General features: G+C 76.9%; 20 protein-coding genes and 3 tRNA genes. 11 read left to right on the plus strand and 12 right to left on the minus strand.

Annotated features, from left to right (window positions below; all coding sequences use genetic code 11):
- Together BM165_RS08440 and BM165_RS08445 are read left to right on the plus strand one after the other, a co-directional pair.
- The coding region (locus tag BM165_RS08440; RefSeq protein ID WP_075013125.1) for a zinc-binding dehydrogenase at positions 1–747 on the plus strand (747 nt) is incomplete at its 5' end.
- Positions 744–1,352: an MBL fold metallo-hydrolase gene (locus tag BM165_RS08445; protein ID WP_075013126.1), complete on the plus strand. Its 609-nt coding sequence runs from the start codon at positions 744–746 to the stop codon at positions 1,350–1,352. The genes BM165_RS08440 and BM165_RS08445, both read left to right, overlap by 4 nt.
- A 30-nt stretch (positions 1,353–1,382) precedes the next feature.
- On the opposite strand, the gene BM165_RS08450 is transcribed toward BM165_RS08445, so the two are convergent.
- Positions 1,383–1,751 (minus strand): hypothetical protein, encoded by a 369-nt coding sequence (locus BM165_RS08450; RefSeq protein ID WP_075013127.1) that lies wholly within the window; start codon positions 1,749–1,751, stop codon positions 1,383–1,385.
- A gap of 123 nt (positions 1,752–1,874) precedes the next feature.
- Between BM165_RS08450 and purF the strand changes: the two genes are divergently transcribed.
- On the plus strand, positions 1,875–3,443 hold the full coding sequence (purF, locus tag BM165_RS08455; protein ID WP_075013128.1) for an amidophosphoribosyltransferase: 1,569 nt from the start codon (positions 1,875–1,877) through the stop codon (positions 3,441–3,443).
- The gene (purM, locus tag BM165_RS08460; protein WP_075013129.1) at positions 3,440–4,507 is read left to right on the plus strand and encodes a phosphoribosylformylglycinamidine cyclo-ligase; all 1,068 of its coding nucleotides are present in this window, start codon (positions 3,440–3,442) and stop codon (positions 4,505–4,507) included. Before purF ends, purM begins: the two co-directional genes overlap by 4 nt.
- Positions 4,508–4,598: 91 nt before the next feature.
- On the opposite strand, the gene BM165_RS08465 is transcribed toward purM, so the two are convergent.
- Entirely contained in the window at positions 4,599–4,817 is a 219-nt protein-coding gene (locus tag BM165_RS08465) for a DUF3073 domain-containing protein (RefSeq protein ID WP_075013130.1), read from the minus strand.
- Positions 4,818–5,003: 186 nt separating this feature from the next.
- Positions 5,004–6,068 carry a Glu/Leu/Phe/Val family dehydrogenase gene (locus tag BM165_RS08470; protein WP_075013131.1) on the minus strand — a complete coding sequence of 355 codons (1,065 nt, stop codon included), beginning with the start codon at positions 6,066–6,068 and terminating at the stop codon, positions 5,004–5,006.
- 302 nt (positions 6,069–6,370) lie between these two features.
- Here BM165_RS08470 and BM165_RS08475 point away from each other — a divergent pair, with 302 nt between their 5' ends.
- Positions 6,371–7,675, plus strand: a complete 1,305-nt coding sequence (locus BM165_RS08475) for a peptidoglycan DD-metalloendopeptidase family protein (RefSeq protein ID WP_244274135.1) — start codon at positions 6,371–6,373, stop codon at positions 7,673–7,675.
- Positions 7,676–7,734: 59 nt separating this feature from the next.
- Here BM165_RS08475 and BM165_RS08480 read toward each other — a convergent pair whose 3' ends face one another.
- The gene (locus BM165_RS08480; protein WP_075013133.1) at positions 7,735–8,289 is read right to left on the minus strand and encodes a hypothetical protein; all 555 of its coding nucleotides are present in this window, start codon (positions 8,287–8,289) and stop codon (positions 7,735–7,737) included.
- A 59-nt stretch (positions 8,290–8,348) separates the two neighbouring features.
- On the opposite strand from BM165_RS08480, the gene BM165_RS08485 reads away from it, so the two are divergent.
- The 3 genes from BM165_RS08485 to mftG are packed head-to-tail and all read left to right on the plus strand — an operon-like array spanning position 8,349 to position 12,036.
- Positions 8,349–9,215: an MBL fold metallo-hydrolase gene (locus tag BM165_RS08485; RefSeq protein ID WP_075013134.1), complete on the plus strand. Its 867-nt coding sequence runs from the start codon at positions 8,349–8,351 to the stop codon at positions 9,213–9,215.
- Positions 9,212–10,516: a class I adenylate-forming enzyme family protein gene (locus BM165_RS08490; protein ID WP_244274136.1), complete on the plus strand. Its 1,305-nt coding sequence runs from the start codon at positions 9,212–9,214 to the stop codon at positions 10,514–10,516. Before BM165_RS08485 ends, BM165_RS08490 begins: the two co-directional genes overlap by 4 nt.
- Positions 10,513–12,036, plus strand: a complete 1,524-nt coding sequence (gene mftG / locus BM165_RS08495) for a mycofactocin dehydrogenase MftG (protein WP_075013136.1) — start codon at positions 10,513–10,515, stop codon at positions 12,034–12,036. Before BM165_RS08490 ends, mftG begins: the two co-directional genes overlap by 4 nt.
- Positions 12,037–12,127: 91 nt before the next feature.
- On the opposite strand, the gene BM165_RS08500 is transcribed toward mftG, so the two are convergent.
- Complete coding sequence (locus tag BM165_RS08500; RefSeq protein WP_075013137.1) at positions 12,128–12,328, minus strand: hypothetical protein; 201 nt, start codon at positions 12,326–12,328, stop codon at positions 12,128–12,130.
- A gap of 176 nt (positions 12,329–12,504) precedes the next feature.
- Between BM165_RS08500 and BM165_RS08505 the strand changes: the two genes are divergently transcribed.
- Together BM165_RS08505 and BM165_RS08510 are read left to right on the plus strand one after the other, a co-directional pair.
- Positions 12,505–13,197, plus strand: a complete 693-nt coding sequence (locus tag BM165_RS08505) for a phosphodiesterase (RefSeq protein ID WP_075013465.1) — start codon at positions 12,505–12,507, stop codon at positions 13,195–13,197.
- A gap of 167 nt (positions 13,198–13,364) precedes the next feature.
- On the plus strand, positions 13,365–14,342 hold the full coding sequence (locus BM165_RS08510; RefSeq protein ID WP_432276812.1) for a glycosyltransferase: 978 nt from the start codon (positions 13,365–13,367) through the stop codon (positions 14,340–14,342).
- A gap of 9 nt (positions 14,343–14,351) precedes the next feature.
- Here BM165_RS08510 and BM165_RS08515 read toward each other — a convergent pair whose 3' ends face one another.
- From BM165_RS08515 to BM165_RS08535, 5 genes are all read right to left on the minus strand, one after another.
- Positions 14,352–14,849 carry a GNAT family N-acetyltransferase gene (locus BM165_RS08515; RefSeq protein ID WP_075013139.1) on the minus strand — a complete coding sequence of 166 codons (498 nt, stop codon included), beginning with the start codon at positions 14,847–14,849 and terminating at the stop codon, positions 14,352–14,354.
- Positions 14,850–14,897: 48 nt separating this feature from the next.
- Positions 14,898–15,044, minus strand: a complete 147-nt coding sequence (locus tag BM165_RS24715) for an RGCVC family protein (protein WP_177225155.1) — start codon at positions 15,042–15,044, stop codon at positions 14,898–14,900.
- A gap of 150 nt (positions 15,045–15,194) precedes the next feature.
- Positions 15,195–15,268 (minus strand) — tRNA-Phe (locus BM165_RS08525).
- 23 nt (positions 15,269–15,291) lie between these two features.
- Positions 15,292–15,365: transfer RNA gene (locus BM165_RS08530), tRNA-Asp, on the minus strand.
- 16 nt (positions 15,366–15,381) lie between these two features.
- Positions 15,382–15,454, minus strand: a tRNA-Glu gene (locus BM165_RS08535).
- A 130-nt stretch (positions 15,455–15,584) separates the two neighbouring features.
- Here BM165_RS08535 and BM165_RS08540 point away from each other — a divergent pair.
- Positions 15,585–16,268 (plus strand): AMIN-like domain-containing (lipo)protein, encoded by a 684-nt coding sequence (locus BM165_RS08540; protein WP_208976694.1) that lies wholly within the window; start codon positions 15,585–15,587, stop codon positions 16,266–16,268.
- Here the strand turns inward: BM165_RS08540 and BM165_RS08545 are convergent.
- Together BM165_RS08545 and BM165_RS08550 are read right to left on the minus strand one after the other, a co-directional pair.
- Positions 16,261–16,590 (minus strand): hypothetical protein, encoded by a 330-nt coding sequence (locus BM165_RS08545; RefSeq protein WP_075013140.1) that lies wholly within the window; start codon positions 16,588–16,590, stop codon positions 16,261–16,263. The genes BM165_RS08540 and BM165_RS08545 overlap by 8 nt on opposite strands.
- Before the next feature lie 24 nt (positions 16,591–16,614).
- A complete protein-coding gene (locus BM165_RS08550) occupies positions 16,615–18,099 on the minus strand; it encodes a metallophosphoesterase (protein ID WP_075013141.1) in 1,485 nt (494 codons plus the stop codon).
- Positions 18,100–18,195 lie beyond the last annotated feature (96 nt).

Below are 18,195 nucleotides of genomic sequence, written 5' to 3' on the forward strand. Positions count from 1 at the left end.
CAGATGACGCTGGCCGACGGCACCGAGCTGTCCCCGGCGCTGGGCATCGGCGCGTTCGTGGAGAAGACGCTGGTGCACTCCGGTCAGTGCACGAAGGTCGACCCCGAGACCCCGGCCACCGCCGCCGGACTGCTCGGCTGCGGCGTGATGGCCGGCGTCGGCGCGGCGATCAACACCGGCGGCGTGCAGCGGGGGGAGTCGGTGGCGGTGTTCGGCTGCGGCGGGGTCGGCGATGCCGCGATCGCCGGCGCGAAGCTAGCCGGGGCGACGACGATCGTCGCCGTCGACGTCGACGACCGGAAGCTGCAGTGGGCGCGGCAGTTCGGCGCCACCCACACGGTCAACTCCCGGCAGAGCGACCCGGTCGAGGCGATCAGGGGCTTCACCGGCGGCTTCGGTGTCGACGTCGCCATCGACGCCGTCGGCCGCCCGGAGGTGTTCACCCAGGCCTTCTACGCCCGCGACCTCGCCGGGCGGGTCGTGCTGGTCGGCGTCCCCACCCCCGACATGCAGCTCACCCTGCCGATGATCGAGCTGTTCGGCCGCGGCGGGGCGCTGAAGTCCTCCTGGTACGGCGACTGCCTGCCCTCCCGCGACTTCCCGATGCTGGCCGACCTGTACCGGCAGGGCCGCTTCCCGCTGGCGGACTTCGTCACCGAGACCGTCGGCCTCGACGACGTCGAGGCCGCGTTCGAGAAGATGCACCGGGGCGAGGTCCTGCGCTCGGTGGTCGTGCTCGAGAAGTGACCGCCCGCATCGAGAAGGCCGTGATCAGCGGGGTGTTCAGCCTCGACGGTCAGGACTTCGACGTCGACAACAACGTCTGGCTGGTCGGCAACGACGACGAGGTGCTCGTCATCGACGCCCCGCACCGTGCCGAGCCGATCGTCGAGGCCGTCGGCGGACGGAAGGTCACCGCGATCGTGCTCACCCACGGGCACAACGACCACGTCACCGCGGCGGTCGACCTGCGCGCGGCCACCGGCGCGCCGGTCTGGATGCACCTGGCCGACCGGATGCTGTGGGAGATGGTCCATCCCGACGCGCTGCCGGACGAGGCGCTGGCGGAGGGGACCCGGTTCCGTGTGGCCGGCACCTCGCTGACCGCGCTGCACACCCCCGGTCACAGCCCGGGCAGCACCTGTCTGCACGCCCCCGACCTCGCGGCGGTGTTCACCGGCGACACGCTGTTCCACGGCGGCCCGGGCGCGACCGGCCGCAGCTTCAGCGACCACCCGACGATCGTGCGGTCCATCCGCAGCCGGCTGCTGACCCTGCACGGCGACACCGTGGTGCACACCGGCCACGGCGAGGACACCAGGATCTCCGCCGAGCTCGGCACCGTGCAGTAGCGGGCGCCCGGCCGGTGTCGGCCGCCGGGCTCAGGCCCGGTCCGCGCCGTCCCCGGTCGTGGTCGCGCCGCCGGTTTCCGGGGTGGTCTCCGGCGGCGTCCCGGGGGTGGTCTCCGGCGGTGTCGTGCGCTCCAGGCGCTGGCGGATCGCGGCGACGTTGAGCGCGAGGTCCTCCAGCGCCTCGACCGCACGGGTGGCGAGGGCGAACGTGAGGTTCTCGCGCCGCTCCTCGGCACTCGGCTCGCGACGGCGCTCCCACGGAGCCGAGGGGCGGTCGGTCGCCCGCGCCCACGGGTCGTCGTCGCGGGCGGAGTCGCCGCGGGGGGACTCGAACAGCCCGCGGAGCATCCGCTGGGCCATGTCGAGGAACTCGCTGGGGTCGGGACGGTCGGCGGGCATGGGGGGCTCCTCTCCACCTACCGCAGGTCAACGCGCCGGACCCCGGGTGGGGTTCCCGCCGGCGCACCGCCGGGTGGTGCGCGCCACCCGGCAGGACCCCCGACCGCCGGTAGGCTCGGGGGTGTGCCTCGCGGTGACGGACGGCTGACGCACGCCCTCGACCCCTCTGCTCCCGGTCCCCAGGACGCCTGTGGCGTCTTCGGGGTCTGGGCGCCGGGGGAGGAGGTCGCGAAGCTGACCTACTTCGGCCTGTACGCCCTCCAGCACCGCGGTCAGGAGGCGGCCGGGATCGCGGTGTCCGACGGGGCCTCCGTGGTCGTCTACAAGGACCTCGGGCTGGTCAGCCAGGTCTTCGACGAGTCCACCCTCGGCAGCCTGCGCGGCCACCTCGCCGTCGGCCACACCCGGTACTCGACCACCGGATCCTCGACGTGGGAGAACGCCCAGCCGACGTTCCGCACGACCGACGCCGGCACCGGCCTGGCGCTGTGCCACAACGGCAACCTGGTCAACACCCAGGAGCTGGCCAGCCGCGCCGCCGACGCCGGGGTCCCCGGCGCCTTCGCCGCCACGACCGACTCCGACCTGGTCACCTCGCTGATCGCCGCCCGCCCGGACATGAGCGTCGAGGCCGCGGCCATGGAGGTGCTGCCGCAGCTGCGCGGCGCGTTCAGCCTCACCTTCATGGACGAGGACACCCTCTACGCCGCCCGCGACCCGCAGGGCGTGCGCCCGCTGGTGCTCGGCCGCCTCGAGCGCGGCTGGGTGGTCGCCAGCGAGACCGCGGCCCTCGACATCGTCGGTGCCTCCGTCGTCCGCGAGGTCGAGCCCGGCGAGCTGCTGGCGATCGACGAGAACGGCCTGCGCAGCCAGCACTTCGCGCCCGCCGAGCCCAAGGGCTGCGTCTTCGAGTACGTCTACCTGGCCCGCCCCGACACCACGATCGGCGGCCGCGGGGTGCACGCCGCCCGCGTCGAGATCGGCCGGCGGCTGGCGCGGGAGCACCCCGCCGACGCCGACCTGGTCATCCCCGTCCCGGAGTCGGGCACCCCGGCCGCGGTCGGGTACGCCGAGGCGTCGGGCATCCCCTACGGGCTGGGCCTGGTCAAGAACTCCTACGTCGGGCGCACCTTCATCCAGCCCAGCCAGACCATCCGCCAGCTGGGCATCCGGCTGAAGCTCAACCCGCTGCGCGACGTCATCCGCGGCAAGCGGCTGGTCGTCGTCGACGACTCGATCGTGCGCGGCAACACCCAGCGCGCGCTCATCCGCATGCTCCGCGAGGCCGGTGCCCTCGAGGTGCACGTGCGCATCTCCTCACCCCCGGTGAAGTGGCCGTGCTTCTACGGCATCGACTTCGCCAGCCGTGCCGAGCTCGTCGCCAACGGCCTCGACGTCGACGGCGTGCGCGCCTCCATCAACGCCGACTCGCTGGGCTACGTCTCCGAGCAGGGGCTCATCGCCGCCACCGAGCAGCCGGCGACCCGGCTGTGCACCGCGTGCTTCACCGGCCAGTACCCGATCCCGCTCGGCGACGCGGGCGTGGTCGGCAAGCACGTGCTGGAGGGCATCGGCCGCACGCCCATGCCGAAGGTGTCCGAGGCGGAGCGGGCGGTCAGCGGCTGGACCGGGCAGCAGGCCGGCAGCCCCACGGTGCCCGGCGGTGCCGACGACGCCCTGCGGCGTCCGTGAGCGCCGGCGGGTTCACCTACGCGGAGTCCGGCGTCGACATCGACGCCGGTGAGCGCGCCGTCACCCTCATGCGGACGGCGGTGGAACGCACCCGCCGCCCGGAGGTCGTCGGCGGGCTCGGCGGCTTCGCCGGGCTGTTCGCCCTCGACACCGCGCGCTACCGGCGCCCGCTGCTGGCCTCCTCCACCGACGGCGTCGGCACCAAGATCGCCCTCGCGCGGCAGCTGGACCGGCACGACACCGTGGGCATCGACCTGGTCGCCATGGTCGTCGACGACCTGGTGGCCTGCGGCGCCGAGCCGCTGTTCCTCCAGGACTACGTGGCCTGCGGGAAGGTCGTCCCCGAGCGGATCGCCGCGATCGTCACCGGGATCGCGGCCGGCTGCGAGCAGGCCGGGGCCGCGTTGGTCGGCGGGGAGACCGCCGAGCACGGCGACCTCATGGACGCCGACGAGTACGACCTCGCCGCCACCGCCGTGGGCGTCGTCGAGGCCGACGCCGTCCTCGGCCCCGAGCGGGTGCGCGACGGCGACGCCGTCGTGGCGATGGCCGCCAGCGGGTTCCACTCCAACGGCTACTCCCTGGTCCGCCGCGTGGTCTCCGCCGCGGGGCTGGACCTCACCGGCACCCCGGCCGGGCTGGACCGGCCGCTGGGCGAGGTGCTGCTCGAGCCCACCCGCGTCTACGCGCGCGACTGCCTCGCGCTGGTCGGCGAGCTGGGGGTCGAGGGCGTGCACGCCTTCGCGCACATCACCGGCGGCGGGCTGGCCGGCAACACCGCGCGGGTCGTCCCCGGCGGGCTGACGGCCGTCCTGGACCGCGGCACCTGGGCGCTCCCGGCCGCGGTGTCCCTGCTCGAGGAGCACGGCGTCCCGCGGGCGGAGTCGGAGCGGGCGTTCAACTGCGGCGTCGGCATGGTCGCCGTCGTCGACGCGGCCGTGGCCGACCGCGCCGTCGGCCTGCTCACCGACCGCGGTGTCCCCGCGTGGGTCGCCGGCACCGTGGGCACCGGCGAGCCGGCCACCGGGCACACCGGCGCCCGGCTGGTGGGCAGCTACCGCTGACGAAGGACCCCGGTCCCCCTCACCCCTCGCGAGCTCGGGGCGAGCCTTTGGACCGGGGCCGATCAGGCGTCGGCGGTGCTACGGCCGGCGGTCAGCGACTGGCCGCCCAGTCGTCGTCGTCGGCGTCGTCCGCCCACCGGTCGGTGTACTCGTCGTCGTCCTCGTCGTCGTCCTTGGCCGCCGGAGCGGTGTACGTCGACGGAGACCCGGCCAGCTCGCGCTGCAGCGCGGAGAGGTCGGTGTTGGGTGAGCTGTACTTGAGCTCACGGGCCACGCGTGTCTGCTTGGCCTTCGCTCGGCCGCGCCCCATCGGCTCGACCCCCTCATAACGGAGAACGGGAGCCCAGCTCACGGGCTGGACGGCCCGCGTGGCGACCCCGACTGAGTGACTGTGTCTTGAGCAAGACTACGACACGAGCCGGTCGCGGGCACGGGTCCTCCCCCCGCGGTCCCCCGACCGTGGCGTGGTACGCGCCACCCCGCCGCCGGGGTGGGGTCAGCGCGGCAGGCGGATGCCGGCCAGCCGGCCCACGGAACGGATGCGCTCCTCGGCGAGCCGGTCGGCCGCGGCGGCGGGGGAGACCCCCTCGGCGGCGGCCGTCTCGAACACCCGGAGGGCGACGTCGAAGATGCCCGCGGCCCTGGCCTCGGCGCGGGCGAAGGAGAACCCGTGCCGCTCGTCCTCGACCTGGATGACGCCGCCGGCGTTCACCAGGTAGTCCGGCGCGTAGAGGATCCCGCGGCGGGTGAGCTGGTCGGAGACGCCCTCGTGGGCCAGCTGGTTGTTCGCCCCGCCGCAGACCACCTCGGCCGACAGCGCGGCCACGGTCTCGTCGTCGAGCGCGCCGCCGAGCGCGCACGGCGCGTAGACGTCGGCCGGGGTGCGCACCAGCGCGGCGGTGTCGGCCGCGACCTCGACGCCGGGGTGCCGCGCCCTCACCCGCGCCACGGCGGCGGGGTCGACGTCGGTGACCACGACGTCGGCGCCGTCGGCCACCAGCCGGTCGACGAGCCAGCTGCCCACCTTGCCGACGCCGGCGACGGCGACCGTGCGGCCGGAGAGCGACGGCGTGCCCCAGCGGTGCTGCGCGGCCGCGCGCATCCCCTGGAAGACGCCGAAGGCGGTGAGCACGGAGGAGTCGCCGCAGCCGCCGTTGACCTCCGAGCGGCCGTGGGCGAAGCGCGTCTCGCGGGCGACCAGGTCGAGGTCGGCGTTGGTCGTGCCCACGTCGCAGGCGGTGAGGTACCGCCCACCGAGCGCCTCGACGAACCGGCCGTAGGCGCGCAGCAGGTCCTCGCGCTTGTCGGTGCGCGGGTCGCCGATGACCACGGCCTTGCCACCGCCGAGGTCCAGGCCGGCGAGGCTGTTCTTGTAGGTCATCGCGCGGGCCAGGCGCAGGGCGTCGGCGACCGCCTCGTCCTCGGTGGCGTAGGGGTGGAACCGCGTCCCGCCGAGGGCAGGGCCCAGGGCGGTCGAGTGGATCGCGATCACCGCCCGCAGGCCGGAGCCCGGGTCGGAGCAGAAGACCACCTGTTCGGCACCGGAGGCGAGGACGTCCACGGGCGACCACCCTAGAGCGCGACCCGCCGGCGTCTGTGATGCGCCCGACACGCGGGCGGCGGGGCTCAAGGACCGCGCTCCCCGTGTCGACAAGTGTTGTGACGGATGTGGGTGACGGTGCCGTGGGGTCACGGTTGCGTCCTGTGCCGCGTGGTGCGCCGGTGACGTGTGGTGACCGGTGCGACGCTGGTGCCCGTCACCACGACCACCCCCTCTTCCCCAGGGAGCGCTCGATGCCGCAGAGCCGATCCGGCCGGCGACCCCCCGGTCGTCCCGCCGCGGCCCGCACGCACCGCCGTTCGGTGCGTGCCGCGCTGGCCGGCCTGCTCACCGGCGCGGTCCTGCTCGGGACCGCCGGGCCGGCGCTGGCCGTGCCCGAGCCGCCGCCCAACCCGACCGACGAGCAGCTCGCCGGCGCGGAGGCCGAGAAGGAGGCCGCCGCCGCCGAGGTCGGCCGGCTGCAGGCCGAGGTCGCGCTGGCCCAGACCGAGCTCGAGCGGCTGGGGCTGCAGGCCGAGGCGGCCGGCACCGCCTACATGGCCGCCGAGGAGGCCCTGCAGATGGCGCAGGCCGCCGCCGACCAGGCCGCCGCCGACCTCGAGGCCGCCACCGCCGCCGTCGACGCGGCGATCGGCCGCATCGGCGGCTACGCCCGGGACAGCTACGTCAACGGCAGCACCCTCACGACCGCGGCCGCGCTGCTGGACTCCGCCGGGCCCGGCGAGCTGGTGCAGCGGGCCGCGATGCTCGAGTACGTCGGCGAGATCCAGGTCGACGCCCTCGAGGAGCTCGAGATCGCGCGGGTCCGGCAGGCCAACGCCGAGTCCTCGGCCCGCGTCACCCGCGACCAGATGGCCGAGGCCGAGGAGCAGGCCGCCGCCGCCAAGGCCACCGCCGACGCGCAGGTCGCCGCGCAGCAGGACGCCGTCGCCGCCGCCGAGGCCGACAAGGCCGCCCTCGACCAGCAGCTGCAGGACGCCCAGATCCGCCTGCTGGAGCTGCAGGGCGCCCGCGACGCCTACGCCCAGTGGCAGCAGCAGAAGGCGGCTGAGGAGGCCGCCGCCGCAGCCGCGGCCGCCCGCGCCGCGGAGGAGGCCGCCGCCCTGGCCGCGGCCGCGCGCCGGGCCGCCGCCTCGGAGAGCAGCTCCGGGGGCTCCGCGGCCGGGACGTCGGCCGGGTCGGCCGGGTCGTCCGGCGGGTCGGGCGCGTACGTCAAGCCGACCTCCGGCCGGACGTCGAGCTGCTTCGGCTTCCGCTGGGGGACCCTGCACGGCGGCGTGGACATCGCCGCCCCGATCGGGACGCCGATCTACGCCGCCGCCTCCGGCACGGTGGCCCGCACCGGCCCGGCCACCGGGTTCGGCCTGGCCGTCTACATCCGGGGCGACGACGGCGCGGTGACCGTGTACGGCCACGTCAACGCCGAGTACGTCCGCAAGGGCGAGCGCGTCACCGCCGGCGAGCTGATCGCCGAGGTCGGCAACCGGGGCCAGTCCACCGGCCCGCACCTGCACTTCGAGGTGCACCCGTCGGGGTCCCTGCACGGCGGGCAGGTCGACCCGGTGGCGTGGCTGCGCGGCCGCGGGGTGAGCATCGGCGGCTGCTGAGGGAGGACCCCTGCCCCGTCACTCGTGCTCGCGGCGGGACCCTGCAGGGGGTCCGTCCCTCAGGTGGTGGGCGCCGGGGTGCCGGTGCCGCAGTTGGCGGCGCCGAACTCCTGGACGGCGGTGCCGTCGGGGCCGTTGGCGACCGAGACGAACTGCTGGGCGGCGCCCTGCAGCTGCGTCTGGCCCTCGGGGGTGGTGACGTCGACGGAGCCGGCGGTGTCGGCGAACGCCTGCACCGCGTCACCCACGGCCTGCCACGCCGACGCGATCTCGGCCGGCGGCTGGACGCTGTCGAAGGCGCCGGCGGCCTGCTGCAGCAGGGGCGGCAGCTGCTCGGGGGTGGCGCTGGTCAGCTGGTTGCCGAGCTCGTTGAACGAGGCGGCCTGGGCGCAGAACTGGGCGACGGCGGGGTCGTCGCTGGTACTCGGCGCGGGGGCCGAGCTGCTCTCCTCGCTCGTCGTCCCCGACGCCGACGCGCTCGAGCTGCTGGTGTCGGCGCTGGTCGACTCGGCCGCCTCCTCGGCCTCGGGGCCGCCGCCGCTACAGGCGGTGAGCAGGACGGCGGCGGCCGCGGCGACCAGACCGGATCGGGACCGGGACGTCAGGGAGCGCATGCGCCGAGGCTAACCGCCGGGCAGGCGGCCCGCCCCGCCGCGCGGCTACCGTGCCGGACGTGCGCGCCCCGGCAGACCCCCGTGCCACCTGGGACCTCCCCGCCCCCGGCAGCCTCCCCCGGACGGCGGAGCTGGAGCCCCTGGTCACCCGCGTGCTGGCACCCAACCCGTCGGGGATGACCCTCGACGGCACCAACACCTACCTCGTCGGCGCACCCGGCAGCGGGCGGGCCGTCGTCGTCGACCCCGGGCCCGACGACCCCGCCCACCTGGCCGCGGTGGAGGAGGCCCTGGCCGCCCGCGACGCGCGCTGCGTCGCCGTCCTGGTCACCCACCACCACGGCGACCACGCCGAGGCCGCCCTGCCGTGGGGCGCCCGGTTCGGGGCGCAGGTGGCCGCGGCCGACGCGGCCGTGGCGGGCCCGGGCGGGCGGGTCCTCGGGGCCGGCGAGCGGCTGGGGCTGGCCGGCACCGTGCTCGGCGTCGTCCCCACGCCCGGGCACACCGCCGACCACCTGGCCTTCCGGCTGGAGTCCGGGGCGGTGCTGGTGGGCGACCACGTGCTCGGCCGTGGCACGTCGGTGGTGACGCACCCCGAGGGCGACGTCGTCGCCTACCTGGAGTCGCTGCGCCGCGTGCACGACCTGGGCCCCAGCGCGCTGTACTGCGGGCACGGGCCCGAGCTGACCGAGGACCCGGGCGCCGTCCTCGACTACTACCTGGCGCACCGCGCCTTCCGGGAGTCACAGCTGCTGGCGTCGCTGGTGCGCGGGGCGGGCACCGTCGACGCGCTGGTGGCCGACGTCTACGCCGAGGTGCCCCGGGCGCTGTGGCCGGCGGCCGCGCAGTCGACCCGCGCCACGCTGGCCAAGCTCGCCGCCGAGGGGCACGTCGAGCTCGACGGCGACCGGGTGGGGCTGCCGTGACCGAGGGCGTCGCCGTCGTCCGGGCCGCCGACGCCGAGCGCGACCAGCGGCGGGCCGCGGCGGCGCTGCGCTCGGCCGGGCTGCGCGCCGGCGACCGGCTGCTGCTGTCGGCCGCGTCGTCCCCGGCCCTGCTGGCCGTCGTGACGGGGGCGCTGCGCACCGGGGTCGTCCCCGTCGTCCTCGACCCCGCCCTCCCGGCGGCCGAGCGGGCCGCGCTGGCCGCCGACGCCGACCCGGCCCTCGACGCCGACCCCGCCGCCCTGCTCACGGGCACCGACGAGGCCGACCTCGCCGACGTGCCGCTGGCCCGGCCCGTGCACTACACGTCGGGCACCACGGGCCGCCGCAAGGGCGTGTGGTCGGGGGTGCTGGCCGAGGACGACGCACGGGCGCTGGCCGCCGAGGAGATCGACCTCTGGGGGTTCACCGCCGCCGACCGGCACCTCGTCCTCTCCCCGCTGCACCACTCCGCGCCGCTGCGCTTCGCCGTCTCCACGCTCCTGGCCGGCGGCGAGGTGCTGCTGCCCGGCCCGTTCGACGCCGCCCGGGCCGCGGCGGTGGTCAGCACGCTCGCCCCCACGACGACGTTCTGCGTGCCCACCCACCTGCGCCGGCTGCTCGCCCGCGACGACGTCGACTGGTCGTCGTTCCGCCGGCTGGTGCACGCCGGTGCGCCCTGCCCGGAGCCGCTAAAGCGGGCGGCGCTCGACGCGCTGCCGACGGGCAGCGTCTGGGAGTTCTACGGCTCCACCGAGGCGCAGTTCACCGTCTGCGCGCCGGAGGACTGGCTGGCGCGCCCCGGCAGCGTCGGCCGCGCGCGGCCGGGACGGCGGCTGGAGACCGACGAGCGCGGCCAGCTGTGGTGCACGGTGCCGCGCTGGGCGCGCTTCGAGTACTGGCGGGCACCGGAGAAGACGGCGGCGGCCTGGCGTGGCGACCGGGTCACCGTCGGCGACCTCGGCCGGGTCGACGCCGACGGCACCGTGTGGCTCGACGGCCGCCGGGAGGACCTGGTCATCTCCGGCGGGGTCAACGTCTACCCGGCCGAGGTCGAGGCCGTCCTCGACGCGCACCCCGGCGTGCTGGAGAGCGCGGTGGTCGGCGTCCCCGACGAGGAGTGGGGTCAGCGGGTGGTCGCCGCCTACGTGGGCGTCGCCGACCCGGCCGAGCTGGGCGCCTGGGCCCGCGAGCGGCTCGCCCCGGCCAAGCGGCCCAAGAGCCTGCACCGCGTGGGCGAGCTGCCGCGCACCTCCACCGGCAAGGTGCGCCGGCTCGACCTGCCGGAGGCGCTCGGGCTGTGAGCGGCGACTGGGACGTCGTCGTGGTGGGGGCGGGGTCCTCGGGGTGCGCCCTGGCCGCGCGGCTGGCCGACGCCGGCCGCCGGGTGCTGCTGCTGGAGGCCGGCGCCGACCATGCCCGGCCCGCGGACTTCCCGGCCGACCTGCGCGACGCCGCCACCCTCGCGGCGACCGTCCCCGGGCACCCGGCCAACTGGGCGCTCACCACCGAGCTCACCCCGGGCCGCACCGCGCCGCTGCCACGCGGGCGGGTGGTCGGCGGGTCGAGCGCCGTCAACGGCGGCTACTTCGTGCGGGCCACCCCCGCCGACCACGCCGGCTGGGCCGCCGCGGGCAACGACCTGTGGAGCCTGACGGCGACGCTGCCGGCCTGGTGCCGCCTGGAGGACGACCGGCAGTACGGCGACCGCCCGGGCCACGGCGCCGGCGGCCCGCTGCCGGTCACCCGGCCGGCCGGGGCGTCCCCCCTCGGCGACGCGTTCGCGGCCGCGGCCGCGGAGCTCGGCGTCCCGGACGAGCCGGACAAGAACGCCGGCGGCCCGCCCGGCTACGGACCGGTACCCCTCACCGTCGACGGCGGTCTGCGGGTCAACACCGCGATGGCCTACCTCTCGCCGCGGCGCGGTTCGCCGGGGCTGACCGTGCGCGGCGGCGTGCGGGTGCACCGCGTGCTGGTGCAGCGCGGCCGGGCCGTGGGCGTCGACACCGACGCCGGCCCGGTGCGCGCCGCGGAGGTGGTGCTGGCCGCCGGTGCGGTCGGCTCGCCGCACCTGCTGTTGCTGTCGGGCATCGGCCCGGCCGCGCACCTGCGGGCGCACGGCGTCGACGTCGTCGTCGACGCGCCGGGTGTGGGTGCGGGGCTCTCCGACCATCCGCTCGTGTACCTGCCGTGGGTGCCGGTGGAGGACCCGCCGGCGGGCGACCGGCCGCTGCCGCTGCACGGCGTCCTCCACGCGACGTCGTCGGACTCGCCGGTGCCGGGCGACCTCGAGGTGCTGCCCTGGCTGCGGCCGTGGGGCGCCGTCGTCCCCGGCGGCGGGGGCGACCTCCGCACGCTGTCGGTCGCGGCCGGGCTCTACCGGCAGGAGAGCCGCGGCCGGCTGTCGCTGGTCTCCGCCGACCCGGCCGCCGCGCCCCGCATCGAGCACCGCTACCTCGCCACCGCGGCCGACCGCAGGCGGCTCCGGGAGGCGGTGCGGCTGGCCGCCGCGCTGCTGTGCACCCGCGCGCTGGCGCCGCTGGTCGCGGCCCGCCCGGAGCCGGCCGACGGCGTCCTCGCCGACGACCCGGCCCTCGACGGCTGGATCGCCGCGCACCTGACGACCACGGTGCACCTGGCCGGCAGCGCCCGCATGGGACCCGAGGGCGACCCCGGCGCCGTGGTGGACCAGCACCTGCGGGTGCGGGGCGTCGAGGGCCTGCGGGTGGCCGACACGTCGGTGCTGCCGGAGGTGCCGACCCGCGGCCCGGCGGCGACGGCGGTGATGGTGGGCGAGCGCGCCGCCGAGCTCGGGACGACCTGACGCGGGTCCCGGAGGTGGGTCCCGGAGGCGGGGACGACTCGTCCCGGCGGCGCGCTGGACGCAGCCGCCGGGACGGCGGATCAGGGGACGGTCAGCGGACCGTGGGGATCTCCGTGGTGGTCGTGCCGGTCAGCGGCGACCACGCGTCGGGGTGCGGCCGGCCGGCGTCGGCCACCCAGCCCGGGGCGCGGCCGGTGCGGGTCGCGGGCCGGGCGCTCAGGCTGACGATCAGGGCGAGCAGCGCGAGGAGGCCGAGGAGGACCCCGCCGATGACCAGGAGCGTCGTGAGCACTCACAGACGGTAAGCAGCGGACCGGTCCCCACCACAGGGCAAGGAACGACGGACATCGCGCGGGAGTCCGGCAGGTCCTGCCCACCCCGGGCGTGTCCCCGGAGCGTCGGCGCGTGCACCTCCGCGGACGTGCACCGTGCAGTTCCGCGGAAGTGGCGCACGGGTACGAGGAGGGGATGACGGACCTGGCGCGGCTGGCCGGACGGGCGGCGGCCGTGCCGCTGGGCACCCTGGCGCGCCGGCGCCCGGGCAAGCCCATGCACCCGCGGGGTGCCGTCCTCGGCGCCGCCGTCGTCCGCACCGGCGCGGTGCCGGACTGGGGCGTGCCCTGGCTGACCGGCCCGGCCCGCGAGGCCGCCGTCGTCCGGCTCTCCCGCGGAGCGGGCCTGCCGGCCCCGCTGCCGGACCTCCTCGGCCTCGCCGTGCGGCTCCCCGACGGCGACCGGCCCGTGGACCTGCTGCTGTCGACGACCGGCCGGGGCCGGTGGACCCGCTTCCTCCCCGTGCCGCGCGTGGACGCCGCGGCCGCGTACTCGTCGATCATGGGCTACCGGTCGGCGGCGGGGACGCTGCGGCTGGCCGCCGTCCCGGAGACACCGGCGCGCATCCCGTCCGACCCCGGGCCCTTGGCCGCCGACGCCCCGGGGACGGCGTTCACGCTCCTCGTGGCGCGCGGGGCCCTGGGGGAGTGGGTGCCCTTCGGCCGGCTGGAGCTCGGTGCCCCGGCGGGGGAGGTCGACCCGGACGTGCGCTTCGACGCGGTGCGCAACCCGCCGCCGGGCCTGGTCGCCGACGGGCCGATGGCCCGCTTCCGTGCTCCGGCCTACGCGGCTGCCCGCGAGGGGCGGGGCGGACACCCGCAGGAGTGATGCGGGCCACCGGGTGAGGTCGCACACGGTTGTGCGGCACCGTCCTCGGGTAACCGGGCGGCCGGAGTTCATCGAGGAGCGCCGCCCTGCTGTCGCAGTGCTCGGCCGCAGGAGGAGTGCTCGTCCGCGTGGTCCACGCCCTACCGCCGTCAGCGTCCCGCGCCCGCGTGCGCGTGGCCACGATCCCGCACCGCGACCCCTACGTCGAGGCCGTGCTGCCCGGGAACGCGGTGCGGATGGGTCCCGAGCACGACCCGAGCCCGTGGCTGGACCCCGCCTACCTGACCGCCTGGGCGCACCGGGTCGACGTCGTCCACGTGCACACCGGCTACGGGCACCTGCCCGAGGACGAGGTCGTCAGCTGGACCGAGGCGCTGCGGCGCACCGGCGTGCCGCTGGTGGTCACCGTGCACCAGCTGCGCGACCCGGCGCAGCCCACCCGGCACCGCCACGACGCGCACCTGGCCGCGCTGCTGGCCACGGCCGAGGTCGTGTTCACGCTGACGCCGGGTGCCGCCGACGAGATCGCCGAGCGCTTCGGCCGGACGGCGATCGTCGTCGCCCACCCGTCGGTCGCCGAGCCCGACCCGGCCACCGGCGCCGAGCGCGGCCTCGTCGGCCTGGCCCCGGGCCTGCCCGGCGTGGCGGTGCCCGACCCCGCGGCCCTCGTCCGCGCCGCGCTGTCCGGCGCGGTGTCGGGGGGTGGCCGGCTGCGGGTGTTCCTCGAGCCGGGGCAGCGGCTGCCCGGCGGGTCGCAGCTGACCGGCGCCGAGGGGCTCGAGGTCGTGACCCGCGACCCGGCGCACTGGGCCCGGCAGCTGCAGGAGCTGCACGTGGCCGTGCTGCCGGAGCGCTGCGGCACGCACTCGCGGGATCTGGAGATCTGCCGCGACGTGGGCACCCGGGTGGTCGCCCCCAGCTGCGGCTGGTTCGCCGACCAGTGGTGCGACGTCGTGGTCTACGGCAACGACGAGGCCTCCGGCTTCGACCCGGTGTCGCTCGGCGCGGCGCTCGGGGCGGCGCTGACCCGGCCGATGCCGCGGCCGGCCGACCGGGCGTGGCGCGCCGGGCAGCGCGAAGCGGTGCAGGCGGTGCACGGGCAGGTGTACGAGCAGGTGCTCGCCGACCGGGGCGTCGGCGTCTAGACGGACCTCCTACTCCCCACCGCCGGCACGCCCGCGGCGGGACCCTGCCGGCGGCCGGCCGGACACCAGGTCGACCACCCACAGCCCGGGCAGCACCTCCCGCTCGCCGGTCTCCCGGAAGCCCGCCCGTGCGTAGAGGTGGCGGGCGGGCGCGTTGCCGCGGCCGGTGGAGACGGTCACCCGGCGGCCGCCGGCGTCGGCGAGGACGGCGGCGACGAGAGCCCGGCCGACGCCGCGGCGGGCGACAGCGGGGTCGACGACCAGCCGGTCGATGTCGACGGCCTCCCCGTCGTCCCGCCGGCCGAGCACCCCGAGGACGACGCCGCCGTCGGTGGCCACCAGCCAGTCCAGGCCCGCGGCGACGAGCGCGGCGACGTCCTCGGACAGCGGCGGGATGCGGTCGTCGCCGATCAGCCGCGCCTCGACGGCGTAGGCGGCGTGCTGGACCTCGAGCAGGCGGGCGGCGAGGACGGGGTCGGATGCCGGGTCACGGCGCTCGATGACCACCGCGGCAGGGTAGGGGCGTCCCGGTCCGGCCGGGGACGCCCCGGGTGGTCACCGGCAGATGCACCCGCGGCTGAGCGAGGCGTCGACGGTGGCGGTGCAGAACCGCCGGCCGATGGCGTCGTGACCCGCCGCGGGGTGCGGGCAGGCGGCGCAGGTGGTCGGGGGTGCGGTGGTGGGGGACGGCGAGGAGGACATCACGGGCGCCTGACTCCGCCCCGGAGGGCGGGCTGGTGGTCCGCCGGATCCGGCACCGCGGGAGCGGGTGCGCGAGAGGGGACCGACACCTACACGTTACGCCGTGCGGGGACCGACCCGGGCGGACGGCCGCGGGCTCGGGGGAGTGTGTGGGCAGGGGCGGGGTCGAACCGCCGACCTCTCGCTTTTCAGGCGAGCGCTCGTACCGACTGAGCTACCTGCCCCTCCCGGTGTCTCCACCGGAGAGCGACCCTGACGGGACTCGAACCCGCGACCTCCGCCGTGACAGGGCGGCGCGCTAACCAACTGCGCTACAGGGCCTTGCTGTTGTGGTGCGTGCCCCCAACGGGGTTCGAACCCGTGCTACCGCCTTGAAAGGGCGGCGTCCTGGACCGCTAGACGATGGGGGCTCGTGCTCGCCGGGGGCAGGGAGAACGATACATGGCCCCGGCGGCGGCTCCGACACCACCCCGGTCCCGGAGCGTCGGGCACCGCGCGCCGCTCCCCGGACCCGGGGGTCCCGGCTGTCACGATCCCCGCGTGACCCGCCGTGCCCTCCTGCCCGTCTCCGCCGCGCTGACCGCCTGCCTGCTGCTCGCCGGGTGCGGCGGCGGGACGGCACCGGCCTCGTCGTCGTCCACGGCGACGTCGGCCCCCGACAGCACGCCGAGCCCGGCCGGGCCCACCGGGACGGCCGGCGACGAGGGCGGCGGCGGGGACGCGACCGGTGGCGCCGACGGGGACACCGCCGGGGACACCGGCACGGCCGCACCCCCGTTCCCCGCCGACACGGCTGCCGACACCGCCGAGGCCTCTGCCGGCGCCCTGGTGACCGTCACCGACATCCGCACCGGCCGCCACGACGGGTTCGACCGGGTGGTGTTCCAGGTCGGCGGCACCGGGACGCCGGGCTGGGACGTCCGCTACGTCGACGTCGCCAGCTCCCAGGGCCGCGGCGACGTGGTCGAGGTGGCCGGCGAGGCGGTCCTGCAGGTGACCGTGACCGGCGCCGGCTACCCGTTCGACACCGGCGTCGAGGAGTACGCGGGCCCCGACCCGCTGCCGGGCCAGGGCACCGCGAACGTCACCGAGGTGGTCTTCGACGCCACGTTCGAGGGGACGACGGTGGCCTTCGTCGGCACCCGCGCCGAGGCGCCGTTCCGCGTCTACGCGCTGCAGGACCCGGCGCGTGTCGTCGTCGAGGTGGCCGACGCCGCTAGTTGAGGCTGGCGCGCAGCTCGACGCCGCCGTCGGTGACGCTGGTGCACTCCAGGGCCAGCGGGCCGGCGGTGACGCTCTCGCCCTCCCCGCAGGAGACGCTGGCCCCGCCGACGCTGATGGTGGCCCGGCCGTCCTGGACCCCGCCGAGCGTCACCGTCTGGCCGAGGATCTCGACCTCGCTGCCCTCCCCGTCCAGCGTGACGGTGCAGGAGGACCCGGAGCACGAGAAGCCGTTCGAGGTGAACGAGCAGCCGGCGAGGGGGACGAGGGCCAGCGAGCCGGCGAGGAGGCCGGCGGCCAGGCGGGTGCGTGACGTCTGGTGCATGGCGGCGAGCGTAGGACGGGGAGGTCACTCCGTCGGGGAGGCCGGGGTGCCGGCGCCGGTGCCGTCCCCCGTGTCCCCGCCCGCCCCGCCGGCCGCCGCGGCGCCGGGCGCGACCGACCGCACGATGGTCACCTCGGTCTCGCCGAGGCCGCCGAGGGTGATGTCGTCGTAGGCGACCAGCTCGCCGGTGCCGGGGGCGAGGTAGAGGACCGTGCAGGTCAGCGGCTCGGGGTACTCGCCCTGCAGCGCCCGCAGGCCCGCGCCGCCGGTGGAGCCCTGCACCATCAGCAGCGTCCCGCCGTCGAGTTGGTCGACCTCGCGCTCGTGCGTGTGCCCGGCCAGCACCAGCGGCACGACGCCGTCCAGCGGGGGCGCCTGCTCCGGGTCGTGGACCATCGCGATGGCCGGCGGCTCGGGCTGGTCCTCGGCCACCTCGGCCAGGTCCTCGCCGGTCTGCTCGAGGGACTCGGTGCCGCCGGTGGCGTCCTGGTCGGGGGTGAAGCGGGGGTCGCGCGCCCCGACGACGGTGAGCCCCGCGACCGTCGTCGCCGAGTCGTCGAGGACGGTGGCGCCGGGCTGGGCGGCGACCAGCCCGGCGGTGATCGCGGAGTCGTGGTTGCCGCGGATGAAGACGTAAGGCACGCCGAGCTCCCCGATCGAGGCGACGAGCTGGTTCTCCGGCTCGCTGCCCCAGTCGGTGATGTCGCCGGTGTCGAGGACGCCGTCGACGTCGAACTGGGCGACGACCTGGCGCACGAGGTCGAAGCCGGCGGGGTTGAGGTGCAGGTCGGAGACGTGCAGCAGGGCGACGGTGTCGTCGGCGCGGGCCGGTGCGGGCAGGCTCGAGATCGTCGCGTACAGCGTGCTGACGTTGCCGACGAGGTCCTCCAGCGAGGCTCGGTAGGCGTCGAAGCGGGCCACGGCGTCGCGGGCGTCGCCGATGAGGCTGGTGGCGTTGACCAGCAGCCCGGTGTAGGTGGGGGAGGACAGCGCCTCCGGCCGCCAGGTGGCCGCGCCGAGGCCCGCGGTCCCGGCGAGCAGCACCACCGACAGGCCGGCGGCCAGCAGCGGCTCGCGCCGGCGGCGCAGGACGAGCAGCGAGGTGAGGGCGGCACCCCCGACCGCGGCGGCGGCCGAGACCCAGACCAGCCGGACGACGGCGTCCTGCAGGTCGGCGCTGACCTGGTCGACCAGGCCGTCGATGCGGCGGGGGTCGGCCACGAGCGCCCGGACGCGCGCCTCGTCGACCCGGGTGAGCTGCACGTCCAGCCCCAGCGGACCGTCGAAGGCGTCGACGTCGAGGGCGCCGAGCGGGGGGATCTCGACCGTGGCGCCCCCGCCGGACGGGGTGAGGGCGAAGGTGGCGTCGAACGGGCCCAGCGGCGCCTCGACCCGGCCGAGGAGCACCACGCCGAGCAGGGCGCCGGCGACGGTGAGCGCCACGCGGGCCAGCCAGCGGACGGCGGTCCGGCGGCGACCCGGCCGGTCCGGCGGCGTCGGCTCGCTCATCCCGCCGAGGCTAGCCACGACGCGGTGCGCGAGCCTGCCCCGGACGGGTGGGTGTCGGGGTCGTCCTCCCGCACCGCAGCGGGTCCTCCCGCACGG

Source organism: Geodermatophilus obscurus (genome assembly GCF_900115395.1).
Classification (GTDB): domain Bacteria; phylum Actinomycetota; class Actinomycetes; order Mycobacteriales; family Geodermatophilaceae; genus Geodermatophilus; species Geodermatophilus obscurus_B.

Excerpts from the sequence above, each read along its gene's own strand:
- BM165_RS08450 (WP_075013127.1), bottom strand. The coding sequence starts at position 1,751 with ATGCCCGCCGACCGTCCCGACCCCAGCGAGTTCCTCGACATGGCCCAG.
- BM165_RS08465 (WP_075013130.1), bottom strand. The coding sequence starts at position 4,817 with ATGGGGCGCGGCCGAGCGAAGGCCAAGCAGACACGCGTGGCCCGTGAG.
- BM165_RS24715 (WP_177225155.1), bottom strand. The coding sequence starts at position 15,044 with ATGTCCTCCTCGCCGTCCCCCACCACCGCACCCCCGACCACCTGCGCC.
- BM165_RS08550 (WP_075013141.1), bottom strand. The coding sequence starts at position 18,099 with ATGAGCGAGCCGACGCCGCCGGACCGGCCGGGTCGCCGCCGGACCGCC.
- BM165_RS08545 (WP_075013140.1), bottom strand. The coding sequence starts at position 16,590 with ATGCACCAGACGTCACGCACCCGCCTGGCCGCCGGCCTCCTCGCCGGC.
- BM165_RS08480 (WP_075013133.1), bottom strand. The coding sequence starts at position 8,289 with ATGCGCTCCCTGACGTCCCGGTCCCGATCCGGTCTGGTCGCCGCGGCC.
- BM165_RS08505 (WP_075013465.1), top strand. The coding sequence starts at position 12,505 with ATGACGGACCTGGCGCGGCTGGCCGGACGGGCGGCGGCCGTGCCGCTG.